Source organism: Pseudomonas umsongensis, from assembly GCF_012647205.1.
Lineage (GTDB): Bacteria > Pseudomonadota > Gammaproteobacteria > Pseudomonadales > Pseudomonadaceae > Aquipseudomonas > Aquipseudomonas umsongensis.
This window is the reverse complement of sequence record NZ_CP051487.1, coordinates 3507906-3530404: the sequence shown is the minus strand read 5'-3', so window position 1 is coordinate 3530404 and position 22499 is coordinate 3507906. Positions and strand designations below refer to the sequence as shown.

At 61.9% G+C, this 22499-nt stretch carries 17 protein-coding genes; 12 read left to right on the top strand and 5 right to left on the bottom strand.

Annotated features, from left to right (window positions below):
• Nucleotides 1–201: 201 nt before the first annotated feature.
• The 3 genes from HGP31_RS15955 to HGP31_RS15945 form a co-directional block, all read right to left on the bottom strand.
• The gene (locus HGP31_RS15955) at nucleotides 202–1503 is read right to left on the bottom strand and encodes an NAD(P)/FAD-dependent oxidoreductase (protein ID WP_168758178.1); all 1302 of its coding nucleotides are present in this window, start codon (nucleotides 1501–1503) and stop codon (nucleotides 202–204) included.
• Nucleotides 1500–2588, bottom strand: a complete 1089-nt coding sequence (locus HGP31_RS15950; RefSeq protein ID WP_168758177.1) for a polyamine ABC transporter substrate-binding protein — start codon at nucleotides 2586–2588, stop codon at nucleotides 1500–1502. The genes HGP31_RS15955 and HGP31_RS15950 overlap by 4 nt, the downstream gene beginning before the upstream one ends.
• Nucleotides 2589–2725: 137 nt before the next feature.
• Entirely contained in the window at nucleotides 2726–4084 is a 1359-nt protein-coding gene (locus tag HGP31_RS15945; RefSeq protein ID WP_033045488.1) for a glutamine synthetase family protein, read from the bottom strand.
• A gap of 162 nt (nucleotides 4085–4246) precedes the next feature.
• On the opposite strand from HGP31_RS15945, the gene HGP31_RS15940 reads away from it, so the two are divergent.
• On the top strand, nucleotides 4247–5179 hold the full coding sequence (locus tag HGP31_RS15940; protein ID WP_020800512.1) for a helix-turn-helix domain-containing protein: 933 nt from the start codon (nucleotides 4247–4249) through the stop codon (nucleotides 5177–5179).
• Here HGP31_RS15940 and HGP31_RS15935 read toward each other — a convergent pair.
• Together HGP31_RS15935 and HGP31_RS15930 are read right to left on the bottom strand one after the other, a co-directional pair.
• Nucleotides 5176–5757, bottom strand: coding sequence for a cupin domain-containing protein (locus HGP31_RS15935; RefSeq protein WP_020800511.1), 582 nt, complete (start codon nucleotides 5755–5757; stop codon nucleotides 5176–5178). The two genes, HGP31_RS15940 and HGP31_RS15935, sit on opposite strands and share 4 nt — an antisense overlap.
• A 151-nt stretch (nucleotides 5758–5908) precedes the next feature.
• Nucleotides 5909–7870, bottom strand: coding sequence for an oxidoreductase (locus HGP31_RS15930; protein WP_168758176.1), 1962 nt, complete (start codon nucleotides 7868–7870; stop codon nucleotides 5909–5911).
• Between the two features lie 316 nt (nucleotides 7871–8186).
• Between HGP31_RS15930 and HGP31_RS15925 the strand changes: the two genes are divergently transcribed.
• From HGP31_RS15925 to HGP31_RS15875, 11 genes are all read left to right on the top strand, one after another.
• Nucleotides 8187–9236: an ABC transporter substrate-binding protein gene (locus HGP31_RS15925; protein WP_168758175.1), complete on the top strand. Its 1050-nt coding sequence runs from the start codon at nucleotides 8187–8189 to the stop codon at nucleotides 9234–9236.
• 77 nt (nucleotides 9237–9313) lie between these two features.
• Entirely contained in the window at nucleotides 9314–10105 is a 792-nt protein-coding gene (locus HGP31_RS15920) for a class II aldolase/adducin family protein (RefSeq protein ID WP_168758174.1), read from the top strand.
• A gap of 202 nt (nucleotides 10106–10307) precedes the next feature.
• On the top strand, nucleotides 10308–10967 hold the full coding sequence (locus HGP31_RS15915) for a TetR family transcriptional regulator C-terminal domain-containing protein (RefSeq protein WP_020800505.1): 660 nt from the start codon (nucleotides 10308–10310) through the stop codon (nucleotides 10965–10967).
• 74 nt (nucleotides 10968–11041) lie between these two features.
• Nucleotides 11042–11758, top strand: coding sequence for a response regulator (locus tag HGP31_RS15910; RefSeq protein WP_020800504.1), 717 nt, complete (start codon nucleotides 11042–11044; stop codon nucleotides 11756–11758).
• Nucleotides 11759–11790: 32 nt separating this feature from the next.
• Nucleotides 11791–12537 (top strand): substrate-binding periplasmic protein, encoded by a 747-nt coding sequence (locus HGP31_RS15905; RefSeq protein ID WP_116287634.1) that lies wholly within the window; start codon nucleotides 11791–11793, stop codon nucleotides 12535–12537.
• A complete protein-coding gene (locus tag HGP31_RS15900) occupies nucleotides 12534–14795 on the top strand; it encodes an ATP-binding protein (protein WP_168758173.1) in 2262 nt (753 codons plus the stop codon). The genes HGP31_RS15905 and HGP31_RS15900 overlap by 4 nt, the downstream gene beginning before the upstream one ends.
• A 204-nt stretch (nucleotides 14796–14999) precedes the next feature.
• Nucleotides 15000–16412, top strand: a complete 1413-nt coding sequence (locus tag HGP31_RS15895) for an amino acid permease (protein WP_033043912.1) — start codon at nucleotides 15000–15002, stop codon at nucleotides 16410–16412.
• A gap of 345 nt (nucleotides 16413–16757) precedes the next feature.
• Nucleotides 16758–17549 (top strand): enoyl-CoA hydratase/isomerase family protein, encoded by a 792-nt coding sequence (locus HGP31_RS15890; RefSeq protein WP_168758172.1) that lies wholly within the window; start codon nucleotides 16758–16760, stop codon nucleotides 17547–17549.
• A gap of 44 nt (nucleotides 17550–17593) precedes the next feature.
• A complete protein-coding gene (locus tag HGP31_RS15885; protein ID WP_020801318.1) occupies nucleotides 17594–18754 on the top strand; it encodes an acyl-CoA dehydrogenase family protein in 1161 nt (386 codons plus the stop codon).
• Between the two features lie 17 nt (nucleotides 18755–18771).
• Complete coding sequence (locus HGP31_RS15880; protein WP_168758171.1) at nucleotides 18772–20871, top strand: acetate--CoA ligase family protein; 2100 nt, start codon at nucleotides 18772–18774, stop codon at nucleotides 20869–20871.
• A gap of 10 nt (nucleotides 20872–20881) precedes the next feature.
• A complete protein-coding gene (locus HGP31_RS15875) occupies nucleotides 20882–22489 on the top strand; it encodes a 5-guanidino-2-oxopentanoate decarboxylase (protein ID WP_168758170.1) in 1608 nt (535 codons plus the stop codon).
• Nucleotides 22490–22499: the final 10 nt, after the last annotated feature.

Here is a 22499-nt window from a genome sequence, read left to right as displayed (position 1 = left end):
CAAATCGAAATAAAGGTTATGGGGTTGGCGCATGGGCCTGGCAGTCGACCAGATGCACCCGATTTACTGTAGGAGCGAGCATGCTCGCGATGGTCGTTAACGATAACGAGGGGAGCCTGGCACCCCGCGGTGCTCTCAGGTTTTTCGCGAGCATGCTCGCTCCTACAGAGACCGCCGCGTGCCGCAAGAGGGGCACGGGGGTTAACCGAGCACTTCGCGCATCCGGTACCACAGCATGCCGAGCGCCAGCAGCGGCGAGCGCAGGGCGCGGCCGCCCGGGAAGGTCATGTGCGGAACGGCGCTGAACACATCGAAGCCTTTGCTATGTCCGGCCTGGATCGCTTCGCCCAGCAGTTTTGCGCACCAGTGGGTCACGTTGAGGCCATGGCCTGAGTAACCCTGGGCGTAGAACACGTTCGGGTGTTGGCGCAGGCGCCCGACCTGTGGGAATCGATTGGCTGTGATGCCGATCTTGCCGCCCCATTGATAGTCGATGCGCACATTCGCCAGCTGCGGAAAGACCTTGAGCATCTGCGGGCGCATGTAGGCCGTGATGTCCCGTGGATCGCGCCCGGAATAATGGCAGGCACCGCCGAACAACAGGCGCCGGTCTGCCGAGAGCCGGTAGTAGTCCAGGCCGACTTTCTGGTCGCACAGCGCCAGGTTATGCGGGATCAGCTGCGCGGCAACGTCTGCCGACAAGGGTTCGGTGGCAATGATGTAGCTGCCGGCCGGGAGCACCTTGCCGCTGAGTTTCGGTTCGAGTTCTTCCAGGTGGGCGTTACAGGCAAGCACCAGGCTACCCGCGCGAACCGTGCCGCCAGCACAACGAACCTGCACGGTGTCACCATGGATCAACTCCAGCACCGGACTCTGCTCGAAGATCTGCACGCCAAGGGACGACGCAAGCCGCGCTTCGCCCAGGACCAGGTTCAAGGGGTGCAGGTGACCGGACCCCATGTCGACCAGACCGCCGGCATACACGCCTGAATTGACCACGTGCGTGCGAATCTGTCCGGGCTCGACCAGGCGGGTTTCGTGGGCGTACCCCGATTCCTTGAGCGCTGCGTATTCAGACGCAAGTCCCGCAAACTGCGCCGGGGTGTTAGCCAATTCGCAAAAACCCCAGCGCAGGTCACAATCGATGCCGTGTTCGCGGATTCGCCGGCCCACCAGCTCGACCGATTCGATACCGGCGCGCTCCAGATAACGCACACCTTCGGCACCGATATGTTTGGCGAAACCACTGACGTCATGACCAATGCCGCGTATCAGTTGTCCGCCGTTGCGCCCGCTGGCACCCCAGCCGATCCGCCGGCCTTCCAGCAGGATCACCGAGAGCCCGCGCTGGGCCAGTTCGATGGCCGTGTTGATGCCGGTGAAACCACCGCCAATCACGCAGACATCGGCCTCAAGGTCCGCTGTCAGCCCGGGAAATTGCGCCATGCCATGGGCCGACGCGGCGTAATACGAGCGAGCATGTTCCTGTGTGTACTGGTTCATTGGTTGGACTTCACTTTGCTCCACGAGCGGGTCATCAGGCGCATGATCGACTGCGGCGGGGTGGTGGAGATATAGAGCTTGTCGAGCACTTCCTGCGGCGGGTAAACCTCGGGGTTGTTCACCAATTCAGGGTCCATGTACTGCTTTGCCGCCGGATTGGGGTTGGCATAGCCGACCGAGGCGCTGACCTTGGCGATCACTTGCGGGTCGAGGAGGTAGTTGATGAACGCGTGTGCCTCTTTCGGGTTGCTGGCGTCGGCGGGAATGGCCAGCAGGTCGAACCACAGGTTGCTGCCTTCCTTGGGAATGGCGTAGGCGATGTTCACGCCGTTATTGGCTTCCTTGGCGCGGTTGGCGGCCTGGAACACATCGCCGGAGTAACCGAATGCCACGCAGATGTCGCCATTGGCCAGGTCCGAGACGTACTTGGACGAATGGAAATAGGTAATGTACGGACGGATGCCCAGCAGCTTGGCTTCGGCTTTCTTGAAGTCTTCGGGGTTCTCGCTGCGCGGGTCCATGCCCATGTAGTTGAGGACTGCGGGAAACACTTCATCGGCCGAGTCCATCACCGATACGCCGCACTGGCTGAGTTTCTTGATGTTTTCTGGCTCGAACAGTACGGCCCAGGAATCGATGCGGTCGATGCCCAGCACCTGCTTGACCTTGTCGACGTTGTAGCCGATGCCGTTGGTGCCCCACAGGTACGGCACCGAGTGCGCATTGCCCGGATCGTTTTTCTCCAGCAAGGCCAGCAGTTTCGGGTCCAGGTTCTTGAAGTTCGGCAGTTGCTCGCGGTCCAGCTTGAGGAACGCGCCGGCCTTCACCTGGCGGGCGAGGAAGTGGTTGGAGGGCACGACCACGTCGTACCCGGTACGCCCGGCGAGCAACTTGCCTTCCAGGGTTTCATTGGAGTCGAAAACGTCGTAGATCACTTTGATCGAGGTTTTTGCCTGGAAGTCGGCGACGGTGGTCTCGCCGATGTAGTCGGTCCAGTTGTAGACACTGACCTGAGGCTGAGCCTGGGCGACGGCGCTGCACAGAACGGTGAGCGCAAGCGGGAGCACGTGTTTCAATAGACGCATCTCGACACCTCTTGGAATTATTGGTTTTTTCAGGTGATTTTTGGTGTTCTGGCGGCCGCTTTCGCGAGCAGGCTCGCTCCCACAGGGGAATGCATTTCAAATGTGGGAGCGAGCCTGCTCGCGAAGAGGTCTTCGAGTCAGACGCTGAGCAACAGGAACTCGCGCTCCCACGAGCTGATCACGCGCTTGAAGTTCTCATGCTCGGCGCGCTTGACCGCGACGTAGCCGCGCACGAACTTGTCGCCCAGGTAGCGGCTGACGGTGGCGCATTCCTCCATCTGCGTCAGCGCGTCTTCGATGGTGATCGGCAGGCGCAGGTTGCGCCGCTCATAGGCCCGGCCCTGCACCGCGGCGCTCGGTTCAATGCGCTCGACCATGCCCAGGAAACCGCACAGCAGGCTGGCGGCGATGGCCAGGTAAGGGTTGGCATCGGCCCCGGGCAAGCGGTTTTCCACACGCATGGCGTCGGGGCTCGAGGTCGGTACGCGCAGGCCGACGGTGCGGTTTTCTTCGCCCCATTCGACGTTCACCGGTGCCGAAGTGTCCGGCAGGAAGCGGCGGAACGAGTTGACGTTCGGCGCGAACATCGGCAGGACTTTGGGGATGTACTTCTGCAAGCCACCGATGTGGTGCAGGAACAACTCGCTCATGTTGCCGTCGGCGTCGGCGAAGATCGGCTGGCCGGTGGCAATGTCCACCACGCTCTGGTGGATATGCATGGCGCTGCCCGGCTCATCGCCGACCGGCTTGGCCATGAACGTCGCCGCGACATTGTGCTTGAGCGCCGCCTCGCGCATGGTGCGCTTGAACACGGTGATCTGGTCGGCCAGGTCCAGGGCGTCGCCGTGGCGGAAGTTGATTTCCATCTGCGCCGGGCCGTCTTCGTGGATCAGTGTGTCGAGGTCCAGGCCCTGGAGTTCGCACCAGTCGTAGACGTCTTCGAACAGTGGGTCGAATTCGTTGGCGGCGTCGATGGAGAACGACTGGCGACCGCTTTCGGCGCGCCCGGAGCGGCCCATCGGGGCCTTGAGTGGCAAATCCGGGTCTTCGCAACGCTGGGTCAGGTAGAACTCCATTTCCGGCGCGACAATCGGCCGCCAGCCTTTATCGGTGTACAGCTGCAGGACTTTCTTGAGCACGTTGCGCGGCGACAGTTCAATCGGGTTGCCGAACTTGTCGAAGGTGTCGTGAATCACGATGGCGGTCGGCTCGATCGCCCAAGGCACGACGTACACTGCATCGGATACCGGCTTGCAGACCATGTCGATATCCGCCGGGTCAAGCAGGTCGTAGTAGATGTCGTCGTCGACAAAGTCCCCGGTTACCGTTTGCAACAGCACACTTTCCGGCAGGCGCATGCCTCGCTCATGCAGGAACTTGTTGGTGGGTGCGATTTTGCCGCGTGCAATGCCGGTCAGGTCGCTGACGACGCACTCGACTTCGGTAATCTTGTGATCTTTCAGCCAAGTGAACAGCTGATCGAAAGGGACATTCATAAAGACCTCGTTATTGGTTTTATTAACGCCAGGAGAGGCCGGTTTCATCCGCCGGACACTTCCCCTGTAGCGCGTTGACGTCTATCTTGGGCGAGCCTTGCGGTTCCATCTATCCACTTTAAGCAGGACAAAGCGCACCAAAAGAGTGCGTAAGGTCACCCAATGACAGTCTGCAATTCACTACACGTTCAAGCGTTCAATACCTGTGATATCGCCGAGCAAATCCGTGCCACACCGGGCTGGGTCCAGCATTACCAACAGATGTCGCCGGGGCATTTTGCCGGCAGGGTGCGCTATCTGGATCTACAGGGCGTAGAGATTTACGAGGAGCACATGAACACCCGGGTCGAGCAGAATTTCAGCGCGCCACAAGGCGCGCTCGCGTTCTGTTTCGACCGTAGCGACAACGCGCTGTACGTGTTGAACGGCGAAAGCCGCAATATCTGGATCACCCCGGAGAACTACCAGGAAATCGCCGTGGTGTTCGGGCCCGAGTTTGTCCAGCGTCACGCCCTGGATGTCGCGCGGCTGGAGGGGTTGTTCATGGCGCCGCTCAATTCGCAGCAAAATGCATTGTTCAGCCGTTGGCTCAGCGCAACCCTGACCCAGCTGTCGCAGACCTACGACCCGCCAAGCCGCGAAGCCTTGACCCAGCAACTGCTGGAGGATTGCCTGTTCATCCTCGACAACGCCTGTACCTGCCTCGACCCGGGAGCATTGCAGCGCCGGGCAGGGGAGCGGGCGATCATGAAGCGGGTAGGGGAATGGGCGGCGGAGAGCCCGGAGGAACAGCTCAACCTGTTGGCGTTGTCCGAGGTCGCCGGGGTTTCATTGCGCCAGCTGCAGCATGCCTTCAAGACCTTCACCGGCATGGCGCCAACCCAATGGCTGCGCCTGCGCCGCCTGAACAGCGCCCGTCGCGAACTGCTCAGCCGCACGCCGGCACAAACCACCGTGGCCGAAGTGGCGATGCACTGGTCGTTCTGGCACCTGGGCCGGTTTTCCAGCAGCTATCGCGCGTTGTTCAAGGAACTGCCGAGCGACACCCTCAAGCGTGCAAGCGTGGTCCAGGCAGCCGGGCGTGGCCGGCGCTAGAAAGTCGGTGGGGTAATCACCCAGATCACCACGGCATCCACGTCGCCTGGATTGCCATAACGATGCGGTTCCTGGCTGGAGAAACTGAAGCTGTCACCTTCATTGAGTTGAAAGTAGCGCTCGCCGACCCACAACTCAAAGCTGCCTGACAGCAGATAGCCGGCTTCTTCGCCGTCGTGGCTATAGCTTTGCTGGCTGTAGGTGCCGGGCGGGAAACGCGAGTGGAGCATTTCCAGCTGACGGTTGGCTTGCGGGGTCAACAACTGGTCGACGATGCCGTCTTCGTAATGCACGTTCAGGCGGCTGTGCTTGCGCACGACAATGCCGTCGTCTTCAGGGTCGGTGACCGCCTCGCTGGCGAAAAACCATTGGATGGTCACGCCGAGACTGCGGGCAATGTTGAACAGCGCCGGGATCGACGGATAGGCGAGATTGCGTTCCAGTTGGCTGATGTAGCCAGCGGTCAGCTCGCTCTGTCGGGCCAGTTCCGCCAGGGTCATGCCCCGGCGTTTACGCAGGCCGCGAATCCGCGTGCCGAGAAAATGCGGTTCGGCCTGGGTCTTGCTGTCATTGCTCATACTGAGTTCCAAACCGGTAAGCTACGGCCCACTGTAGGAGCTGCCGCAGGCTGCGATCTTTTGATCTTGTATTTTGAAAGCAGGTCAAAAGATCGCAGCCTGCGGCAGCTCCTACAAAGGTTGGCGCTAAAGCCCCGGAGTATAAACAGGCTTAAAGCTCCCACGCGACTTTAAGTCCCTCATAAATCGCTTCTTCGGCGGTACGCGGCGCCAGGCAGTCGCCGATACGCCGAAATTCCACCAGGCCTTGCAGTTGCGCGCCCAGGGTATCCACTGGCTGATGGCCCTGGCAAAGCACCAGCGTATCGACGTTCTCCATCAGCATCGGCTCGCCGCTGGCGGTGTGTTGCAGGTAGACCGTGTTGTCGTCACAACCGTACAACCGGGCGTAAGGGATGACGGGAATGGCGAGCTTGTGCAACTCGCCAGCCAATTGATCGCGCACGTACAGCGGCAGGTTTTCCCCGCAATGGGTGCCGTTGACCGCCAGTTGCACTTGATGTCCGGCACGGGTCAGGCGCTCGGCGATACCGGGGCCGATCCAGTCGCAGCGCCAATCGACCACCACCACCGAGCGGCCGATTTTTACCTCCTCACGCAGCACTTGCCAGGCATCCACCACGTGCAGCTCGCCACCGCGCTCGAAGGGCGGCCAATAGGGTTCAGCACCGGTGGCGACGATCACCGTGTCCGGCTTTTCCTGCTCCACCAGAGCGCGGTCGACCCGGGTATTGCGCACCACACGCACCCCGGCCAATTGCATTTCCCGCTGCAGGTTGGTGCTGGCACCCCCGAATTCACTGCGCCGTGGCAGCAGTTGCGCGAGCAACACCTGGCCGCCCAGTTGCGCGCTGGCTTCGTACAGGGTCACCTCATGCCCGCGCTGGGCGGCCACCGCAGCGGCTTTCATCCCGGCCGGCCCACCGCCGACGACCATGATGCGCTTACGTTTTACAGTCGCTTGGCGCTGGCCAAATATCAATTCACGACCGGTTTCCGGGTGCTGTATGCAGGAAATCGGCAAGCCCTTGTGGAAGTGCCCGATGCACGCCTGATTGCAGGCAATGCACGCGCGCACATCTTCCACGCGGCCGTCGTCGGTCTTGTTGGGCATTTGCGGATCGCAGATTAACGCCCGCGTCATGCCGCACACATCGGCCTGGCCACGCGCCAGAATCAGCTCGGCTTCCTGGGGCTGGTTGATGCGCCCGGTGACGAACAACGGAATGCTCAAGCCAGCCTTGAAGGTGCCAGCCTCCTTGGCCAGGTAGGCCGCTTCGATCGCCATCGGCGGCACGATGTGCACGGCCCCCCCGAGCGATGCCGAGGTGCCGGCGACAATGTGAACGTAGTCCAGCAGGGGTTGCAGCGATTGCACGGCAGCCAGGGACTCGTCTTCGGTCAGCCCCTCGGGGTCGCGTTCATCGGCAGAGATGCGCAGGCCGATGATGAAGTGCTCGTCGGTCGCAGCGCGAATCGCAGCGATGACTTCACGCAGGAAACGCAGGCGCTGCTCCAGCTCGCCGTTGTAGCCGTCGGTGCGCCGGTTGACGCGCGGGTTGATGAACTGCGCCGGCAGGTAACCGTGACTGGCAACCACTTCCACGCCATCGATGCCGGCTTGATGCAGGCGTCGGGCCGCCGCCGCGTAACCGTCGACAATCTCGTCGATCATTGCCTGGTCCAGCGCCCGTGGCATAACCCGGAAGCGCTCGTTGGGCACCGCCGATGCCGAGTAAGCCACGGCCAGCAGGCCATCGCTGGATTCCATGATTTCCCGTCCCGGGTGGAACACCTGCGACAGCACCACCGTGCCGTGGGCGTGGCAGGTTTGCGCCAGCTTGCGGTAGCCCTCGATGCATTCATCGTCGGTAGCCATCAGAACGTGGGAGGTGTACCGCGCACTGTCATGCACCCCGGCCACCTGCAGCACGATCAGCCCGACGCCGCCTTCGGCACGTGCCCGGTGATAGGCAATGAGCTGCTCGTTGACCAGGTTATCAGTGGGCATGGAGGTGTCGTGACCGCTGGACATGATGCGGTTTTTCAGGCGCTTGCCACGGATCTGCAAGGGTTCGAACAGGTGCGCAAAGGCAGGTGTAGGGGTCGGCATGCTACGGAAACTCCAGGCGGGCTGACCTGTAGGAGCGAGCATGCTCGCGATGGACGTAAACGATAACGCGGGCATTCAGGCAGCTCGCGTAATCGATAGCCACCATCGCGAGCATGCTCGCTCCTACAGAGGCAGCAGGTTTTCGGCGTTGTTATTATTGGTCTATAAAAATTTACCTGTAGTAAAAAATCAACTTGTTTTTTTACTTGGTCTTGATTAGTTTCGTGTCGAGCCCACTCCTGGGGCGAACCTCACCAACAATAAAAAAGGGCTATGCCGACCTTGGGTCGCCTGGCACCTGCACGAGGAACCACTGATGAAATCGAATACGCTCAAGCACGGTTTTTATCCCTTGGCGCTGACCCTGGCAATGGGCCTTGGCAGCGCACAGGCAGCGTCGGACATGGTGGTGGTCGGTTATGGCGGCGCCGGACAAAAAGCCCAGGACGTGGCGTTCTTCCAGCCTTTTGCCGCCGTGGATCAAAGCAAGGTGATCCAGAGCGAATACAACGGTGAAATGGCCAGGATCAAAGTGATGGTCGACACCGGCAACGTCGACTGGGACGTGGTGCAGATCGAAGGTCCGGACCTGATGCGTGGCTGCGAAGAGGGCATGTATGAGCGACTGGACTGGAATCGCCTGGGTCGCAGCGAAGAGTTGATCCCCGAGGCGGCGCAAGAGTGTGGGTCCGCCGCATTGGTGTGGAGCGTGGCGATTGCCTACGATCGCGACAAACTGGCCCAGGCCCCGACGTCATGGGCAGATTTCTGGGACGTACAGAAAATCCCCGGCAAGCGCGGGCTGCGCAAGCGTGCGGTGTACAACCTGGAGTTCGCCCTGCTGGCGGACGGCGTGAAAACCGAAGACGTGTACAAGGTACTCGGCACCCCGCAAGGCGTGGACCGTGCATTTGCCAAGCTCACTGAGCTAAAGCCCTACATCCAGTGGTGGGAGGCCGGGGCGCAACCGCCGCAATGGCTGACCGCTGGCGACGTGGTGATGACCTCGACCTACAGTGGGCGCATCGCCGACGCCGCGCAGAAAGGCAGTCATCTGGGCCTGGTCTGGCCCGGCAGCCTGTACGGCATGGACTACTGGGCAATCATCAAGGGCTCCAGGCACGTCGACCAGGCCAAGCGCTTCATCGCCTTTGCCAACCAGCCGGATGCACAGGTGAAATACGTCGAGCAAATCCCCTACGGTCCGACCAATATCCAGGCCGCCGCGCGGCTCGATGACAAACTGGCGCAATGGGTGCCCACGGCGCCGCAGAACCTCAAGGGCGCGTTGTCGATGAACGTCGGCTTCTGGGTCGACCATGGCGAAGAACTGGAAGAACGTTTCAACGCCTGGGCCAGCAAATAAGTACAGGGGATGGCTGGACCTGTCGAAGCGTCCAGCCTTACTGTCTGCCCAACCGAACACCCTGGAGACCCCGAACGATGAATAACATCGCAACCGCCCTGACCGCCCCTGAGCGCAGCGCGACCGAACAGCGCCTGCGAGAAGAGCTGGCGGCCTGTTATCGCCTGATTGCACACTTTCGCATGACCGACCTGATCTTCACTCACATCTCGGTGCGTATTCCAGGGCCGGAGCATCACTTCCTGATCAATCCCTACGGGCTGATGTTCGATGAGATCACCGCGTCCAACCTGGTGAAGATCGACCTCGATGGCAACGCGGTGGAGCCGTCGCCGTACCCGGTCAATCCGGCCGGGTTCGTGATTCACAGCGCCATCCACGGTGCCCGCGAAGATGCGCAGTGCGTGCTGCACACCCACACTAAATCCGGTTGTGCAGTGGCGGCGTTGAAGTGCGGGTTGTTGCCGGTGAACCAGATTTCCATGGAGTTCTACGGCCGGGTGGCCTATCACGACTACGAAGGCGTGGCCCTGGACATGAGTGAGCAACAGCGACTGGTGGCCGACATGGGCGACAAGCCGGTGCTGATGCTGCGCAACCACGGCCTGCTGACCGTCGGCGAAACCGTGAGCCAGGCATTTTTGCGCATGTATTACCTGGAAAAGGCCTGCGAAATCCAGCTGGCGGCGCAGGCGGCCGGGGAGTTGGTCCTGCCACCGGCGCAGGTGTGCGCGCATACCGAGCGCCAGTTCAATGACCCGGGGCGGCCGCTGGAAGAGGGTGAGTTGAGCGACCCTGATGCCATGCAATTGGCTTGGGCGGCGTTACTGCGATTGTTGGAGCGGGTGGCGCCGGGGTATCGGGACTGATCGGGATCATGTGTGAATGGACTGACGCCTTCGCGAGCAGGCTCGCTCCCACAATTGGTCAAGGCGTTGGGAAATATCGTGCACGACAAGAAACCTGCTCGCGAAGGCGATCTTTCAGGCGGGCATACTCTTGCTGTACATTCGTTCAACTCGCAAGCCATAACGCGAGCCCCAACGATCGACAAACCAGGAGCAGTCGCCCATGAATCAGGAAGCCCGTTTTTCCCGCATGGAACCGGAGTTGCGCAAGGCCAATCTGATCGAGGCGACACTGGTGTGCCTCAAGCGCCATGGTTTCCAGGGGGCGTCGATCCGCAAGATTTCCGCTGAGGCGGGCGTATCGGTCGGGCTGATCAGCCATCACTATTCGGGCAAGGACGAACTGGTGGCCGAGGCCTACATGGCGATCACCGGGCGCGTCATGACGCTGTTGCGCGACGCCATGGAGCAAGCGGCACCCACTGGCCGGGAGCGTTTGTCGGCGTTCTTTCGCGCGTCCTTCTGCGCCGAACTGCTCGACCCGCAACTGATCGACGCCTGGCTCGCCTTCTGGGGCGCAGTGAAAACCGCCGAGGCGATCAATCAAGCCCACGAGCATTCCTATGGCGAGTACCGCGCGATCCTGGGCAAGGTGCTCAGGGAGTTGGCGCAGGAGGAGGGGTGGGAGGAAGGGGGAGAGCACTTCGACGCCGACCTGGCCGCGATCAGCCTTAGCGCGTTGCTCGATGGCCTGTGGCTGGAGTCCGGGCTCAATCCCGGGACCTTTACCCCCGAGCAGGGCATCCAGATTTGCGAAGCCTGGGTCGACGGTTTGCAGGCCGGCGGCCGGCAGCGGTTTTGCGTGCAGACGAGTAGCTGTTGATCGCCCGTTCAGCAGTGGCTACTCTCTGGCACTGATGCAAGCCCTCTAATAAGAAACAAGCAGGACACCCAGCAATGACTCCTCGGGTACTGATCGTCGATGACGATCCGCTGATTCGCGAACTGTTGCATGCCTACCTGTCACAGGAAGGCTACGACGTGCACTGCGCCGCCACGGCGGAACTGGCCGAAACCTTCCTGGCCAGCCAGGCTGTCGACCTGGTCATGCTTGATATCCGCCTGCCAGGCAAGGACGGCCTGACCCTGACCCGCGAACTGCGCGTGCGATCGGAAGTCGGGATCATCCTGATCACCGGGCGCAATGACGAAATCGACCGAATCGTCGGCCTCGAATGCGGCGCCGATGACTACGTGATCAAACCTCTCAATCCACGGGAACTGGTGTCGCGGGCAAAAAACCTCATTCGCCGGGTACGCCATGCGCAGGCGCCACAGCCGGTTGCCGCTGTCGCCAAACCGGTCAAGCAATTCGCCGACTGGGCGCTGGACACCGACCGCCGGCGCTTGATCGATCCGGACGGCAGCGAGACCTTGCTGACCCACGGCGAGTACCAGTTGCTCAGTGTATTTTTGCGCAACAGCGGCCACACCCTTAGCCGCGATCAATTGATGGACCAGATCCGCAACCGCGAATGGGTGCCCAACGATCGCTCGATCGACGTGCTGGTGGGGCGCTTGCGCCGCAAACTGCATGACGATCCCGCCGAACCGCAACTGATCATCACCATCCATGGCGCCGGCTACCTGTTCACTGCCAGCCTGGCGGCGTGACGACGGTGGGACGGTTGCTCTGGGCGTTACTGATGTTATTGGCGAGCAACGTGCAGGCGGCGGACAAGATCCGCTATTGCGATTACCCGGTGTACCCGCCGATTTCCTGGAGCGACGGCAAACAGGTGCGTGGCCTGGCGCCCAGTGTGGTCAGGCAGTTATTCGGCCAACTCGGCTATGAGGTCGAGATTGTGGTGCTGGGTAACTGGAAACGCTGCCTGCTGGACGTCGCCGAAGGCCGGGTCGATGTGGTGCTCGCCTACAGCACCGCGCAACGGGAACAGAGCATGTTGTTTTCCAGCGTGCCGGTACTGCGCGAAGAGGTGGCGCTGTTCATCAATCGCCAGCATCCGGTGAAGTTCGAACAACTGCAGGATCTGGCCCACTACCGTGGCGGCTTGCTGTTCGGTGAAAGCTACGGCCTGGCATTCGATCGCATGGTCGCGCAACACAACAACATCGAATGGGTCGCCAGCAGCCGCCAGAATTTCGGCAAGCTGATTCGCGGGCGCATCGATTTCATCACCCAGGAGCGCCGCACCGGTGAGCTGTACGTGGAAACCCTGCCTGGCGCCCAGGACATCGTGGCCTTGCCCAAGGCCCTGAGCGTGGACTATTTGCGGGTCGCCGTTTCCCGCCGTTCGCCGTTGTCCGCCCACATGCCGCAGATTGATGCGCAGTTGCAGCGCATGGTGGATGCCGGTGATATCCAGCGCCTTCTCAATGAAAGCGAGGTCATCTACCGCGACATGATCAACCTGCCGGCGAACGCACAATGATCCACGCACGTGCCGGTGGACTGCTGCGGCGCCTGCTGTGGTTCATCCTGCTGTTCAGCCTGTGTTTTACCGTGCTGGCCAGCAGCGTGCAGTTGTATATCGAGTATCGCCGGGAAATGCGCGAGATCGACTCGCGCATGGAGCTGATCCGCGCCGGTTACCTGGCCAGCCTGGAGCGCAGTCTCTGGGACCTGAACCAAGAGCAATTGAATGTGCAACTGCGCGGCCTGGTGGATTTCTCCGACGTCGCCAGGGTGCATTTGACCGGTCCCGATTTCGACCTGGTGCAAGGCAATCCCGCGCCGGCAGGGCCGTTGCGCATCGAGCGCTTTGCCCTGGATTACCAACCACCTGCCGGTCCCTTGCGCCATCTCGGCGAGCTGGAAGTCAGCACCGACCTGGGGGCGGTGTATCAACGCCTGTATGCCACCGGCTTGACCAACCTGTTGTGGATGGCGGTGTTTTTCTGCGGCCTGGCGGTGGCGTTGTCGGGGCTGTTTTATCGCCTGGTGACCCGGCATCTGAAAGTCATGGCCGAATTTGCCCGGCGCATTGCCGCAGGGCAATGGCACGAGCCGCTGCGCCTGGACAAGCGTCCTGGCGCGCAAAACGACGAAATCGACACCGTGGCCCATGCCCTCGATGACATGCGCAGGGCGATCCTCAGCGACATCGACCGCCGGGAAACCGACCGCCTGGCCCTGCAGGACAACCGCGACGAATTACTGCGCATGGTCGAGCGGCGCACGGCCAGCCTGATGCGCGCCAAGGACGACGCCGAAGCGGCCAACCTCGCCAAATCACGGTTTCTGGCCACCATGAGCCACGAACTGCGCACGCCACTCAATGGCATCCTTGGCATGGCCGAGCTGCTGAGCGGTGCCCGTCTCGACCCGCAGGACAGCAGACGCCTGGATGCGCTGCACAAGGCCGGCGAGGGGCTGCTGACGATCCTCAATGAAGTGCTGTATTTCGCCAAGCTGGAGGAGGGCACCAGCCTCCCGGAACCGGTGAATTTCTCGATGCGCCAATTGCTCGATGAAGTCCTCACACTGCTGGAACCCAAGGCGCTGGACAACGACACGATCCTGCATTGCCGGGTCGATCAGCGGGTGGCCGAGCATCACCACGGTGCCGAGCAATACCTGCGCCAGGTGCTGAGTAACCTGTTGGCCAACGCGATCAAGTTCACAGAAAACGGTGACGTCTGTGTCGAAGTGGCATTGCTCGCATTGCCGCCAGATCTGGGCGGACAGCGTCTGCGGGTGAGTGTCACCGACAACGGCATCGGTATAGCCCCGGCGATGCAGGCGAAGATTTTCGAGCGATTCACCCAGGCCAGCGAAGAAGTCGCACAGCGTTATGGCGGCACGGGACTGGGGCTGGCCATCTGTAAGCATCTGGTGGAGAAGATGGGGGGCTGCATCGGCGTCAGCAGCGAAGTCGAGCGCGGCAGTTGTTTCTGGTTCGAGTTGACGTTGCAGCCGGCCATCGAGGCCATTGCCTCGACGCCCACTTATGCGGCGGGCCCGGCGCTGGACATCCTGGTGGTCGAGGACGTGGCGCTCAACCGCGAAGTGGCCGAGGGCCTGTTGCAACGGGACGGGCATCAAGTGTGGCTGGCCAACGACGCTGAACAGGCATGGGCGCAATGCTCGGCGCGCAGCTTCGATCTGATCTTGCTGGACGTGCACCTGCCGGGCATGAGCGGCGTCCAGTTGTGCAAACAGATCCGTGACAACGACGGACCTAACCGTGAGACGCGCATCTTTGCCTTGACCGCCAGTGTGCAACCGGCGTTGGTACGCGGTTATCTGGATGCGGGCATGGATGGCATCCTGGCCAAACCCCTGAAGCTGGACAACCTGCGACAGGTGCTGGCGGGGCGGGCAACTACCGGCCTGTCCGAGGTTGACGACGCAGCGATGGACTGGCCGTTGCTGCAGACCCATCGCAGTTTGCTTGGCGAGCAGAAAGTACAGGGCTTGCTGACCGTATTGCGCGACTCAATCGTGCAACACCGTGAGGCACTGGGCGAAGCCATTGAGGCCGATGATTGCACCGAAGTCGCACAACTGGCGCACCGCCTGGCCGGCAGCGGCGATTCCCTGGGGTTTCGTGCCTTGGCCGAGGCATTACGGAGTCTGGAAATCGCGGCGCTGGGCAATGACCAAACCGCGATTCGATCGTTGGTGCCCTTGGTCGAAGCGCAACTGCAAGGTTCGCTGCACACGCTCAAAGGCCTGTTGCAGAGCTGACGTACAAATTTGTTACGACTTTCTACAACTTCGATCTTTACGTACAACAGGGCCTTACATGGCTTTCCAATAATCGACGCAACCGCCGCAGCGCGGTCTTCGAAGCTTATTGGAGATAATAATAATGAATTGCCGTAAAGCTGCTTCCTCCTTGCCTGACTTCCTGTCATGCGCTGCCCGCCTCAGCGAGTCGGGGTGCCGGGCATGAGCGAAAACACTGATCGTAAAGGCATCCAGCTGACTCGGGCCCTGAAGAGTCGGCACATTTTCATGTTGTCCCTGGGCGGCGTGATCGGCACCGGGCTATTCATGGGCTCCGGCGTGACCATCAACCAGGGCGGGCCGGTGGGGGCGATCCTGGCTTATCTGGTCGCCGGTTTCCTGATGTACCTGGTGATGGTCTGCCTCGGCGAACTGTCGGTGCAGATGCCGGTGTCCGGTTCGTTCCAGACCCACGCGACCAAGTTCATCGGCCCGGCCACCGGCTTCATGATCGGCTGGGTGTACTGGATGAGCTGGGCCACCACCGTAGGCCTTGAGTTCACCGCAGCTGGCATGTTGATGACGCGCTGGTTCCCGGAGGTGCCGATCTGGTATTGGTCAGCGTTGTTCGTGGTAGTGCTGTTCGGCATCAACGCGATGGCAACCCGTGCCTTCGGTGAGGCGGAATACTGGTTCTCCGGGATCAAGGTGGCGGCGATTCTCGGGTTCATTGTGGTCGGTGTGCTGGTGATCTTCGGCGCAATCCCGCTGACCAGTGGCGCGCCTGCACCCATGATGACCAACCTGATCGGCGATTCGTTGTTCCCTAACGGAATGTCCGCGGTATTCGCGGTGATGATGACTGTGGTCTACGCCTTCCAGGGCTGCGAGATCATGGGTGTGGCGGCGGGCGAAACCGACCAGCCGGAAAAAAGCATTCCTCGCGCCGTGCGCAACGTGGTGTTTCGCGTGCTGATCTTCTACGTCCTGGCAATCGTCGTACTGTCGGCCATCGTGCCGTGGCAGCAGGCTGGGCTGATGGAAAGTCCGTTCGTGCAAGTGTTCGACATGGTCGGCATCCCCTACGCCGCCGACCTGATGAACTTCGTGATCCTCACGGCGATCCTGTCGGTGGGCAACTCCGGCCTGTATGCCTCTACGCGCATCCTGTGGGCCATGTCGAAAACCGGCATGGCGCCAAAAAGCCTGGCGCCGTTGAGCAAGCGTGGCGTGCCATTGCGTGCGTTGAGCATCACCTTGTGTTTCGCCCTGGTGTCGCTGATGACCAGTTTTATTGCCGCCGACACCTTGTTCATGGTGTTGATGGCGGTGAGCGGGATGTCCGGCACCGTGACCTGGATTGTCATCGCCCTGGCGCAGTACAAGTTCCGCAAGGCCTACCTGCGCGACGGCGGCAAGCTCAGCGACCTCAAGTACCGCGCGCCGTGGTTCCCGGTGTTGCCGCTGATGTGCATCACGCTGTGCTGCTCGCTCTTCGTGTTCCTGGCACTGGATGAAACCCAGCGACCATCACTGTATTGGGGCTTTGGATTTATTGCGCTGTGTTATGGCGCGTATTTCCTGTTCCATCGCAAGCGTGAAGAGGTGTTGGCGCCGAGCCTGCCGAGCGCATAAACCCCTGTCTCACCCCCCCCCCCTTGTGGGAGCGAGCATGCTCGCGATGAACCCGAGAACGCCGCGGGGTGTCAGGTTTCCCGCGTAATCGTTGGTGACCATCGTCGGAACGCCGCCCGGAGCATGCTCGCTCCTACAGCCGCCTGTCGGTAGTTGTTCGAAGTTGTAACAGCGCCAAACGCGCAGTGCTGAATCTAGATAAATAATCCAGATAAAACAGATGCTTACGCGGATTTTGGTTTGTTACAGCCAATCTCACGAGTAATTGCCGCCTTACTGAACACTCGTTTAGTATGGCCCCAAGTCGCATCACCTCAGACCAATCACAATAATTCGAGGATTCGCATGACTACCCACGATTCTCTGCTCAGTCAGGTCGAAGCCGGCGTTGCCTGGATCACCCTCAATCGCACCGCCCAGCGCAATGCGCTGGACATTCCGACGCTAAAAAACCTGCACGCTTTGCTCGACGCCTTCAACGCCGATCCTGCGGTGCGCGTGGTGGTATTGACGGGTAGCGGTCGCAGTTTCTGCGCCGGCGCCGACCTGGCTGAATGGGCCGAAGCCGAGGCGCGTGGCGCACTGGAAACCTACGGCTGGACCGAAACCGCCCACGCCCTGATGACCCGTTTGCACAGCCTGGATAAACCGACCATCGCCGCCATCAACGGCACCGCCGTCGGGGCCGGGATGGACTTGACCCTGTGCTGCGACCTGCGCATCGCCGGGCAGTCGGCTCGGTTCAAGGCTGGCTACACCAGCATGGCCTACTCGCCAGACGCCGGCGCCAGTTGGCACCTGCCACGGTTGATCGGCACCGAGCAAGCCAAACGGCTGCTGTTCCTCGACCAACTGTGGGGTGCCGACCGTGCCCTGGCCGCTGGCCTGGTCGGCGAAGTTTGCGCTGACGATCAACTATTGAGCGTCGCTGGCGAGCTCGCCGCACGCCTGGCCGCCGGGCCAACCTTTGCCTTCGCCCAGACCAAAAAGCTCATGCGCGAAGGCGCCGATCGCAGCCTGGCCGAGCAACTGCAAGCGGAACTGGCTGCCGGCCTGTTGTGCGGTCGCAGCGAAGACGGCAACGAAGCGTTGCGCGCCGCCACGGAAAAACGCCCGGCGCGTTTTATCGGTCGCTGACCCTCGGTAAACCTTTAACAGCACTCGAACAACAGGTAGCACCCATGAATTTCCAACTGACCCAAGAACAAGAAATGTTGGTGGACTCGGTACGCAGCTTCGTCGAGAAGGAACTGCTGCCCTATGAAACCGAGGTCGACCGCGCCGACGAAGTTTCCCCGCAATTGGCCGCGCAGATCCGTGGCAAGGCGATCGCCGCCGGTTTCTATGCCTTCAACATGCCCGAGGAGGTAGGCGGTGGTGGCCTCGATTACTTGTCCCAGGCACTGATCGAACGTGAGCTGTCCAAGGTCTCCTGGGCGCTGCACGTGTTTGTCGCGCGGCCGTCGAAGATCCTCATGGCCTGCACCGGCGAGCAGATCAACGACTACCTGTTGCCGTGCATCCAAGGCGAGAAAATCGACTGCTTCGCCCTGACCGAACCAGGTGCCGGCTCCGACGCCAACGCGATCAAGACCCGCGCCGTGCGTGAGGGCGACGACTTTGTCCTCAACGGCAGCAAACACTTCATCAGTCACGCCGGGCACGCCGATTTCGCCATCGTCTTTGCCGTCACCGACACCTACGAACACAACGGCAAGAAGCGCAACGCCGTGACCTCGTTCCTGGTCGACCGCAACACCCCGGGCATGACCATCCGCCGGGGGCCCAAGTGTGTGAGCAACCGTGGTTACCACACCTTCGAAATGTTCTTCGACGACTGCCGCGTACCGGCCAATAAGGTCCTGGGCGAAGTCGGCAAGGGGTGGGACGTGGCCAACGCCTGGCTCACAGCCGGCCGGGTGATGGTCGCCGCCAACTGCGTAGGACAGGCGCAACGGGCGCTGGACGTGTCGCTGCAATGGGCGGCCGATCGCAAACAGTTCGGCCAGGCCATCGGCACCTACCAAGGCGTGTCGTTCAAGCTGGCCGACATGGCCACGCAAATCCGCGCCGCCGAACTGTTGACCCTGCACACCGCCTGGAAAATGGACCAGGGCACCATGACCGATGGTGAGGCCGGCATGGCCAAGCTGTTCGCCAGTGAAGTGCTCGGTCGCGCGGCAGACGAGGCGGTGCAGATATTCGGTGGCATGGGCCTGATGGACGAAGGTCCGGTGGAACGTATCTGGCGTAATGCGCGGATCGAACGGATCTGGGAAGGCACCTCGGAAATCCAGCGGCACATCATTTCCCGCGAACTGCTGCGGCCGCTGCTGCGCTGATCGCCCGGAGAATTGCCATGTCCCAGACTATTCGTGACAACCTCAAGCGCATGCTCGCGCCACGGCATGTGGCCTTTGTCGGCGGGCGCAGCATGGCCCGCGCCCTCAAGCGCTGCGCCGAGGGCGGCTACCCAGGGCAAATGTGGCTGGTCAACCCGCAGCACGACAGCCTCGAAGGCGTGCCTTGCGTGCGCAACATTACTGACCTGCCGTGCGGGCCGGACGCAGTGTTCATCGCCACCAACCGTGATCTGACCCTGACCTGCGTCTCACAACTGGCCGCCATCGGCACCGGCGGCGCTATCTGCTATGCCTCTGGTTTCGCCGAAACCGGCACCGAAGGCCAGGCCTTGCAACAGCAGCTGCTTGAAGCCGCGGGCGACATGGCCTTGCTCGGCCCCAACTGCTACGGCCTGCTCGACTACCTGCACAGCAGCGCGCTGTGGCCGGTGGCCCATGGCGGCAAAGCGGTGGAGAAGGGCGTGGCGGTGCTGACCCAAAGCGGCAATTTCGCCTACAACCTGTCCATGAGCGACCGCTCGCTGCCGGTGGCCTACATGGCCTCGGTCGGCAACCAGGCGCAACTGGGGGTGGCCGAACTGATGGACGTGCTGCTCGACGAGCCGCGCGTCACCGCCATCGGCCTGCATCTGGAAGGCCTGAAGAACGTCCCGGGTTTTGCCCGCGCCGCGCACAAGGCGCTGGAGAAGGGCATTCCAATCATCGCCTTGAAAACCGGCGTGTCGCAGATCGGTGCCGAACTGGCCCTCAGTCACACCAGTTCGCTATCTGGTTCCGATGCACTGTACGACGCGCTGTTCGATCGCCTCGGGGTAATCCGCGTCAGCGGCCCCGTGAGTTTCGTCGAAACCCTGAAAGCGGCGGCCTGCGGAAACCTGCCGGCGGGCAACAGTCTGATCGCGCTAGCCTGCTCGGGTGGCGATGCTGGCCTGATCGCCGACTACGCCGAACGCAACGACTTGGGCTTGCCCAAGCTCGATGCCGGGCAAGTCGGCGAACTGGCGCAGGTGCTGCCCAGCTACGCCAACCTGGTCAACCCACTGGATTTCACCACCGCCATCTGGGGCGACGGCGAAGCCCTGGACCGCATGCTCGACAGCGCCCTGCGCACGCCAGCCGATGCAGCGATGCTGGTGCTCGACTACCCGGCGCAATTTACCGGCGAGCGCAAGGAATGCGACCTGTTGCTCGACCTCTACTGCAAGGCGCTGGAACGTCACGGCAAGACCGGTTTCGTCACCTCGGCTTTCCCGGAACTGCTGCCGCCTCACGCCCGTGAGCATTTGCATGCCCAGGGTGTGGCGGCCTTGCAGGGCGTCGAAGACGGCTTGGCGGCGTGGGGGCGTATCGCCGGATACCCACGCAAGCGCCAGGCATTGTTGACGCTGGGCGAGTCGGCACTGGTGCCGCTGTGCCCTCAAGCGCTGGCGGGCGAAGGGCAACTGCTCAACGAATGGGATTCCAAGCAGGCCTTGCGTGCATTCGGCCTGCCGACGCCCGACGGCGTGTTGAGCACACCAGACAATGCGCTGAAGGACGCCGCGGCGCTGGGCTATCCGTTGGTGGTCAAAGCCGTCAGCGCACAACTGCCGCACAAGACCGAAGCCGGTGCAGTGGCACTGAATCTCAAGGACGACACCGCTTTGAGCGCCGCGTTGGACAGGATGCGCGCCAGCATCAACGCGTACGCGCCGCAGGTGGCCTTCGATCAACTGCTGCTGGAACCCATGGCCAATCCGCCATTGGCCGAGCTGATCGTTGGCATCAAGCGCGAAAACGATTTCGGCCTGGCGCTGGTGATTGGCGCCGGCGGGATTCTGGTGGAGTTGCTCAAGGACAGCCGCAGCCTGTTGCTGCCGACCACGGACGGGGCGATCCGCCAGGCCTTGCTGAGCCTGCGCAGCGCCCCGTTGCTGCAAGGTTTCCGCGGTCGCCAAGCGGCGGATCTCGACGCTCTGGTAGCGGCGATCCGCGCCGTGGCCGACTACGCCTGCGAAAACGCCGCGCAACTGCTGGAACTCGATGTGAACCCATTGTTGGTCGGTGCCGATGGCACGACCGCGGTCGATGCGTTGATTCGCATCGCCCATGCGTGAGGACCTGAACATGCAAAGCAAAACCTTGACCGGTGGCCAGGCGCTGGTGCGCCTGCTGGCCAACTACGGCGTCGATACCGTGTTCGGCATTCCCGGCGTCCACACCCTTGAGCTGTATCGCGGACTGCCCGGCAGCGGCATTCGCCACGTGCTGACCCGACACGAACAAGGCGCCAGTTTCATGGCCGACGGCTATGCCCGGGTCAGCGGTAAACCCGGCGTGTGCTTCGTGATCACCGGTCCCGGTGTGACCAATGCCGCCACCGGCATCGGCCAGGCCTACGCCGATTCGATTCCGATGTTGGTGATATCCAGCGTCAACCACACGGCCAGCCTCGGCAAGGGCTGGGGCATCCTGCACGAGTGCCAGGATCAGCGCGCAATGACGGCGCCGATCACTGCATTCTCAGCGGTGGCCCTGACTGCCGAAGACTTGCCGCAGTTGATCGCCCGTGCCTATGCGGTGTTCGACAGCGAGCGTCCGCGCCCGGTGCACATTTCGGTGCCGCTGGACGTGTTGTCGGCGCCGATCGCCCGTGACTGGAGCAATGACGTGGTACGCCGTCCGGGGCGCGGTCCGGCATCGGCCACTGCACTCGATCAAGCCGTGGCCAAGCTCAACGGTGCGAAACGACCCATGATCATCGCCGGTGGCGGTGCACTCGATGCCGCCTCGCAGTTGCAGGAAATCAGCACCCGACTGGCTGCGCCGCTGTTCACCAGTGTCGCGGGCAAGGGCTTGTTGCCACCGGATGCGCCGCTCAACGCCGGTTCCTCACTGTGTGTGGAACCGGGCTGGAACCTGATCGCCGAGGCCGACGTGGTGCTGGCGGTCGGCACCGAAATGGCCGACACCGACTTCTGGCGTGAGCGCCTGCCGCTCAACGCTGAGCTGCTGCGAGTGGACATCGACCCGCGCAAGTTCAACGACTTCTACCCTTGCGCCGTGGCCTTGCATGGCGATGCGCAACAAACCCTCTGTGGCCTGCTCGAGCGACTGCCATCCGAGGTACGTGATGCAAGCGCTGCGATTGCCTCGGTCAGCGCACTGCGTGAAGCGGTCAAGGCCAGCCATGGCCCGTTGCAATCGATTCATCAGTCGATTCTTGAGCGCATTGCCGCAGAGCTGCCGCAAAACGCCTTCATCAGTACTGACATGACTCAACTGGCCTACACCGGCAACTACGCGTTCGACAGTGCCGCGACCCGCAGCTGGTTACACCCGACCGGCTACGGCACCTTGGGTTACGGCCTGCCGGCCGGGATTGGCGCCAAGTTCGGTGCGCCGCAACGCCCGGGCCTGGTGCTGGTCGGCGATGGCGGTTTCCTCTACACCGCGCAGGAACTGGCAACCGCTGTCGAGGAACTGGACAGCCCGCTGGTGGTGTTGCTGTGGAACAACGATGCGCTGGGGCAGATTCGTGACGACATGCTTGGCCTGGATATCGAGCCCATCGGCGTGCTGCCGCGCAACCCCGACTTCGCGGCCCTCGGGCGCGCGTTCGGTTGCACGGTGAACCAACCGCAAAGCCTGGCCGAGTTGCAAACGGACCTGCGCCACGGCTTCAAGCGCAACGGCGTGACCCTGATCGAACTCAAGCATGCCTGCGCACACTGATTTATATTTC

Coding starts and splice junctions, on each gene's coding strand:
- HGP31_RS15875 (WP_168758170.1), top strand. CDS start 20,882: ATGCAAAGCAAAACCTTGACCGGTGGCCAGGCGCTGGTGCGCCTGCTG.
- HGP31_RS15895 (WP_033043912.1), top strand. CDS start 15,000: ATGAGCGAAAACACTGATCGTAAAGGCATCCAGCTGACTCGGGCCCTG.
- HGP31_RS15890 (WP_168758172.1), top strand. CDS start 16,758: ATGACTACCCACGATTCTCTGCTCAGTCAGGTCGAAGCCGGCGTTGCC.
- HGP31_RS15950 (WP_168758177.1), bottom strand. CDS start 2,588: ATGCGTCTATTGAAACACGTGCTCCCGCTTGCGCTCACCGTTCTGTGC.
- HGP31_RS15905 (WP_116287634.1), top strand. CDS start 11,791: ATGTTATTGGCGAGCAACGTGCAGGCGGCGGACAAGATCCGCTATTGC.
- HGP31_RS15955 (WP_168758178.1), bottom strand. CDS start 1,503: ATGAACCAGTACACACAGGAACATGCTCGCTCGTATTACGCCGCGTCG.
- HGP31_RS15910 (WP_020800504.1), top strand. CDS start 11,042: ATGACTCCTCGGGTACTGATCGTCGATGACGATCCGCTGATTCGCGAA.
- HGP31_RS15940 (WP_020800512.1), top strand. CDS start 4,247: ATGACAGTCTGCAATTCACTACACGTTCAAGCGTTCAATACCTGTGAT.
- HGP31_RS15880 (WP_168758171.1), top strand. CDS start 18,772: ATGTCCCAGACTATTCGTGACAACCTCAAGCGCATGCTCGCGCCACGG.
- HGP31_RS15920 (WP_168758174.1), top strand. CDS start 9,314: ATGAATAACATCGCAACCGCCCTGACCGCCCCTGAGCGCAGCGCGACC.
- HGP31_RS15945 (WP_033045488.1), bottom strand. CDS start 4,084: ATGAATGTCCCTTTCGATCAGCTGTTCACTTGGCTGAAAGATCACAAG.
- HGP31_RS15885 (WP_020801318.1), top strand. CDS start 17,594: ATGAATTTCCAACTGACCCAAGAACAAGAAATGTTGGTGGACTCGGTA.
- HGP31_RS15930 (WP_168758176.1), bottom strand. CDS start 7,870: ATGCCGACCCCTACACCTGCCTTTGCGCACCTGTTCGAACCCTTGCAG.
- HGP31_RS15925 (WP_168758175.1), top strand. CDS start 8,187: ATGAAATCGAATACGCTCAAGCACGGTTTTTATCCCTTGGCGCTGACC.
- HGP31_RS15935 (WP_020800511.1), bottom strand. CDS start 5,757: ATGAGCAATGACAGCAAGACCCAGGCCGAACCGCATTTTCTCGGCACG.
- HGP31_RS15900 (WP_168758173.1), top strand. CDS start 12,534: ATGATCCACGCACGTGCCGGTGGACTGCTGCGGCGCCTGCTGTGGTTC.
- HGP31_RS15915 (WP_020800505.1), top strand. CDS start 10,308: ATGAATCAGGAAGCCCGTTTTTCCCGCATGGAACCGGAGTTGCGCAAG.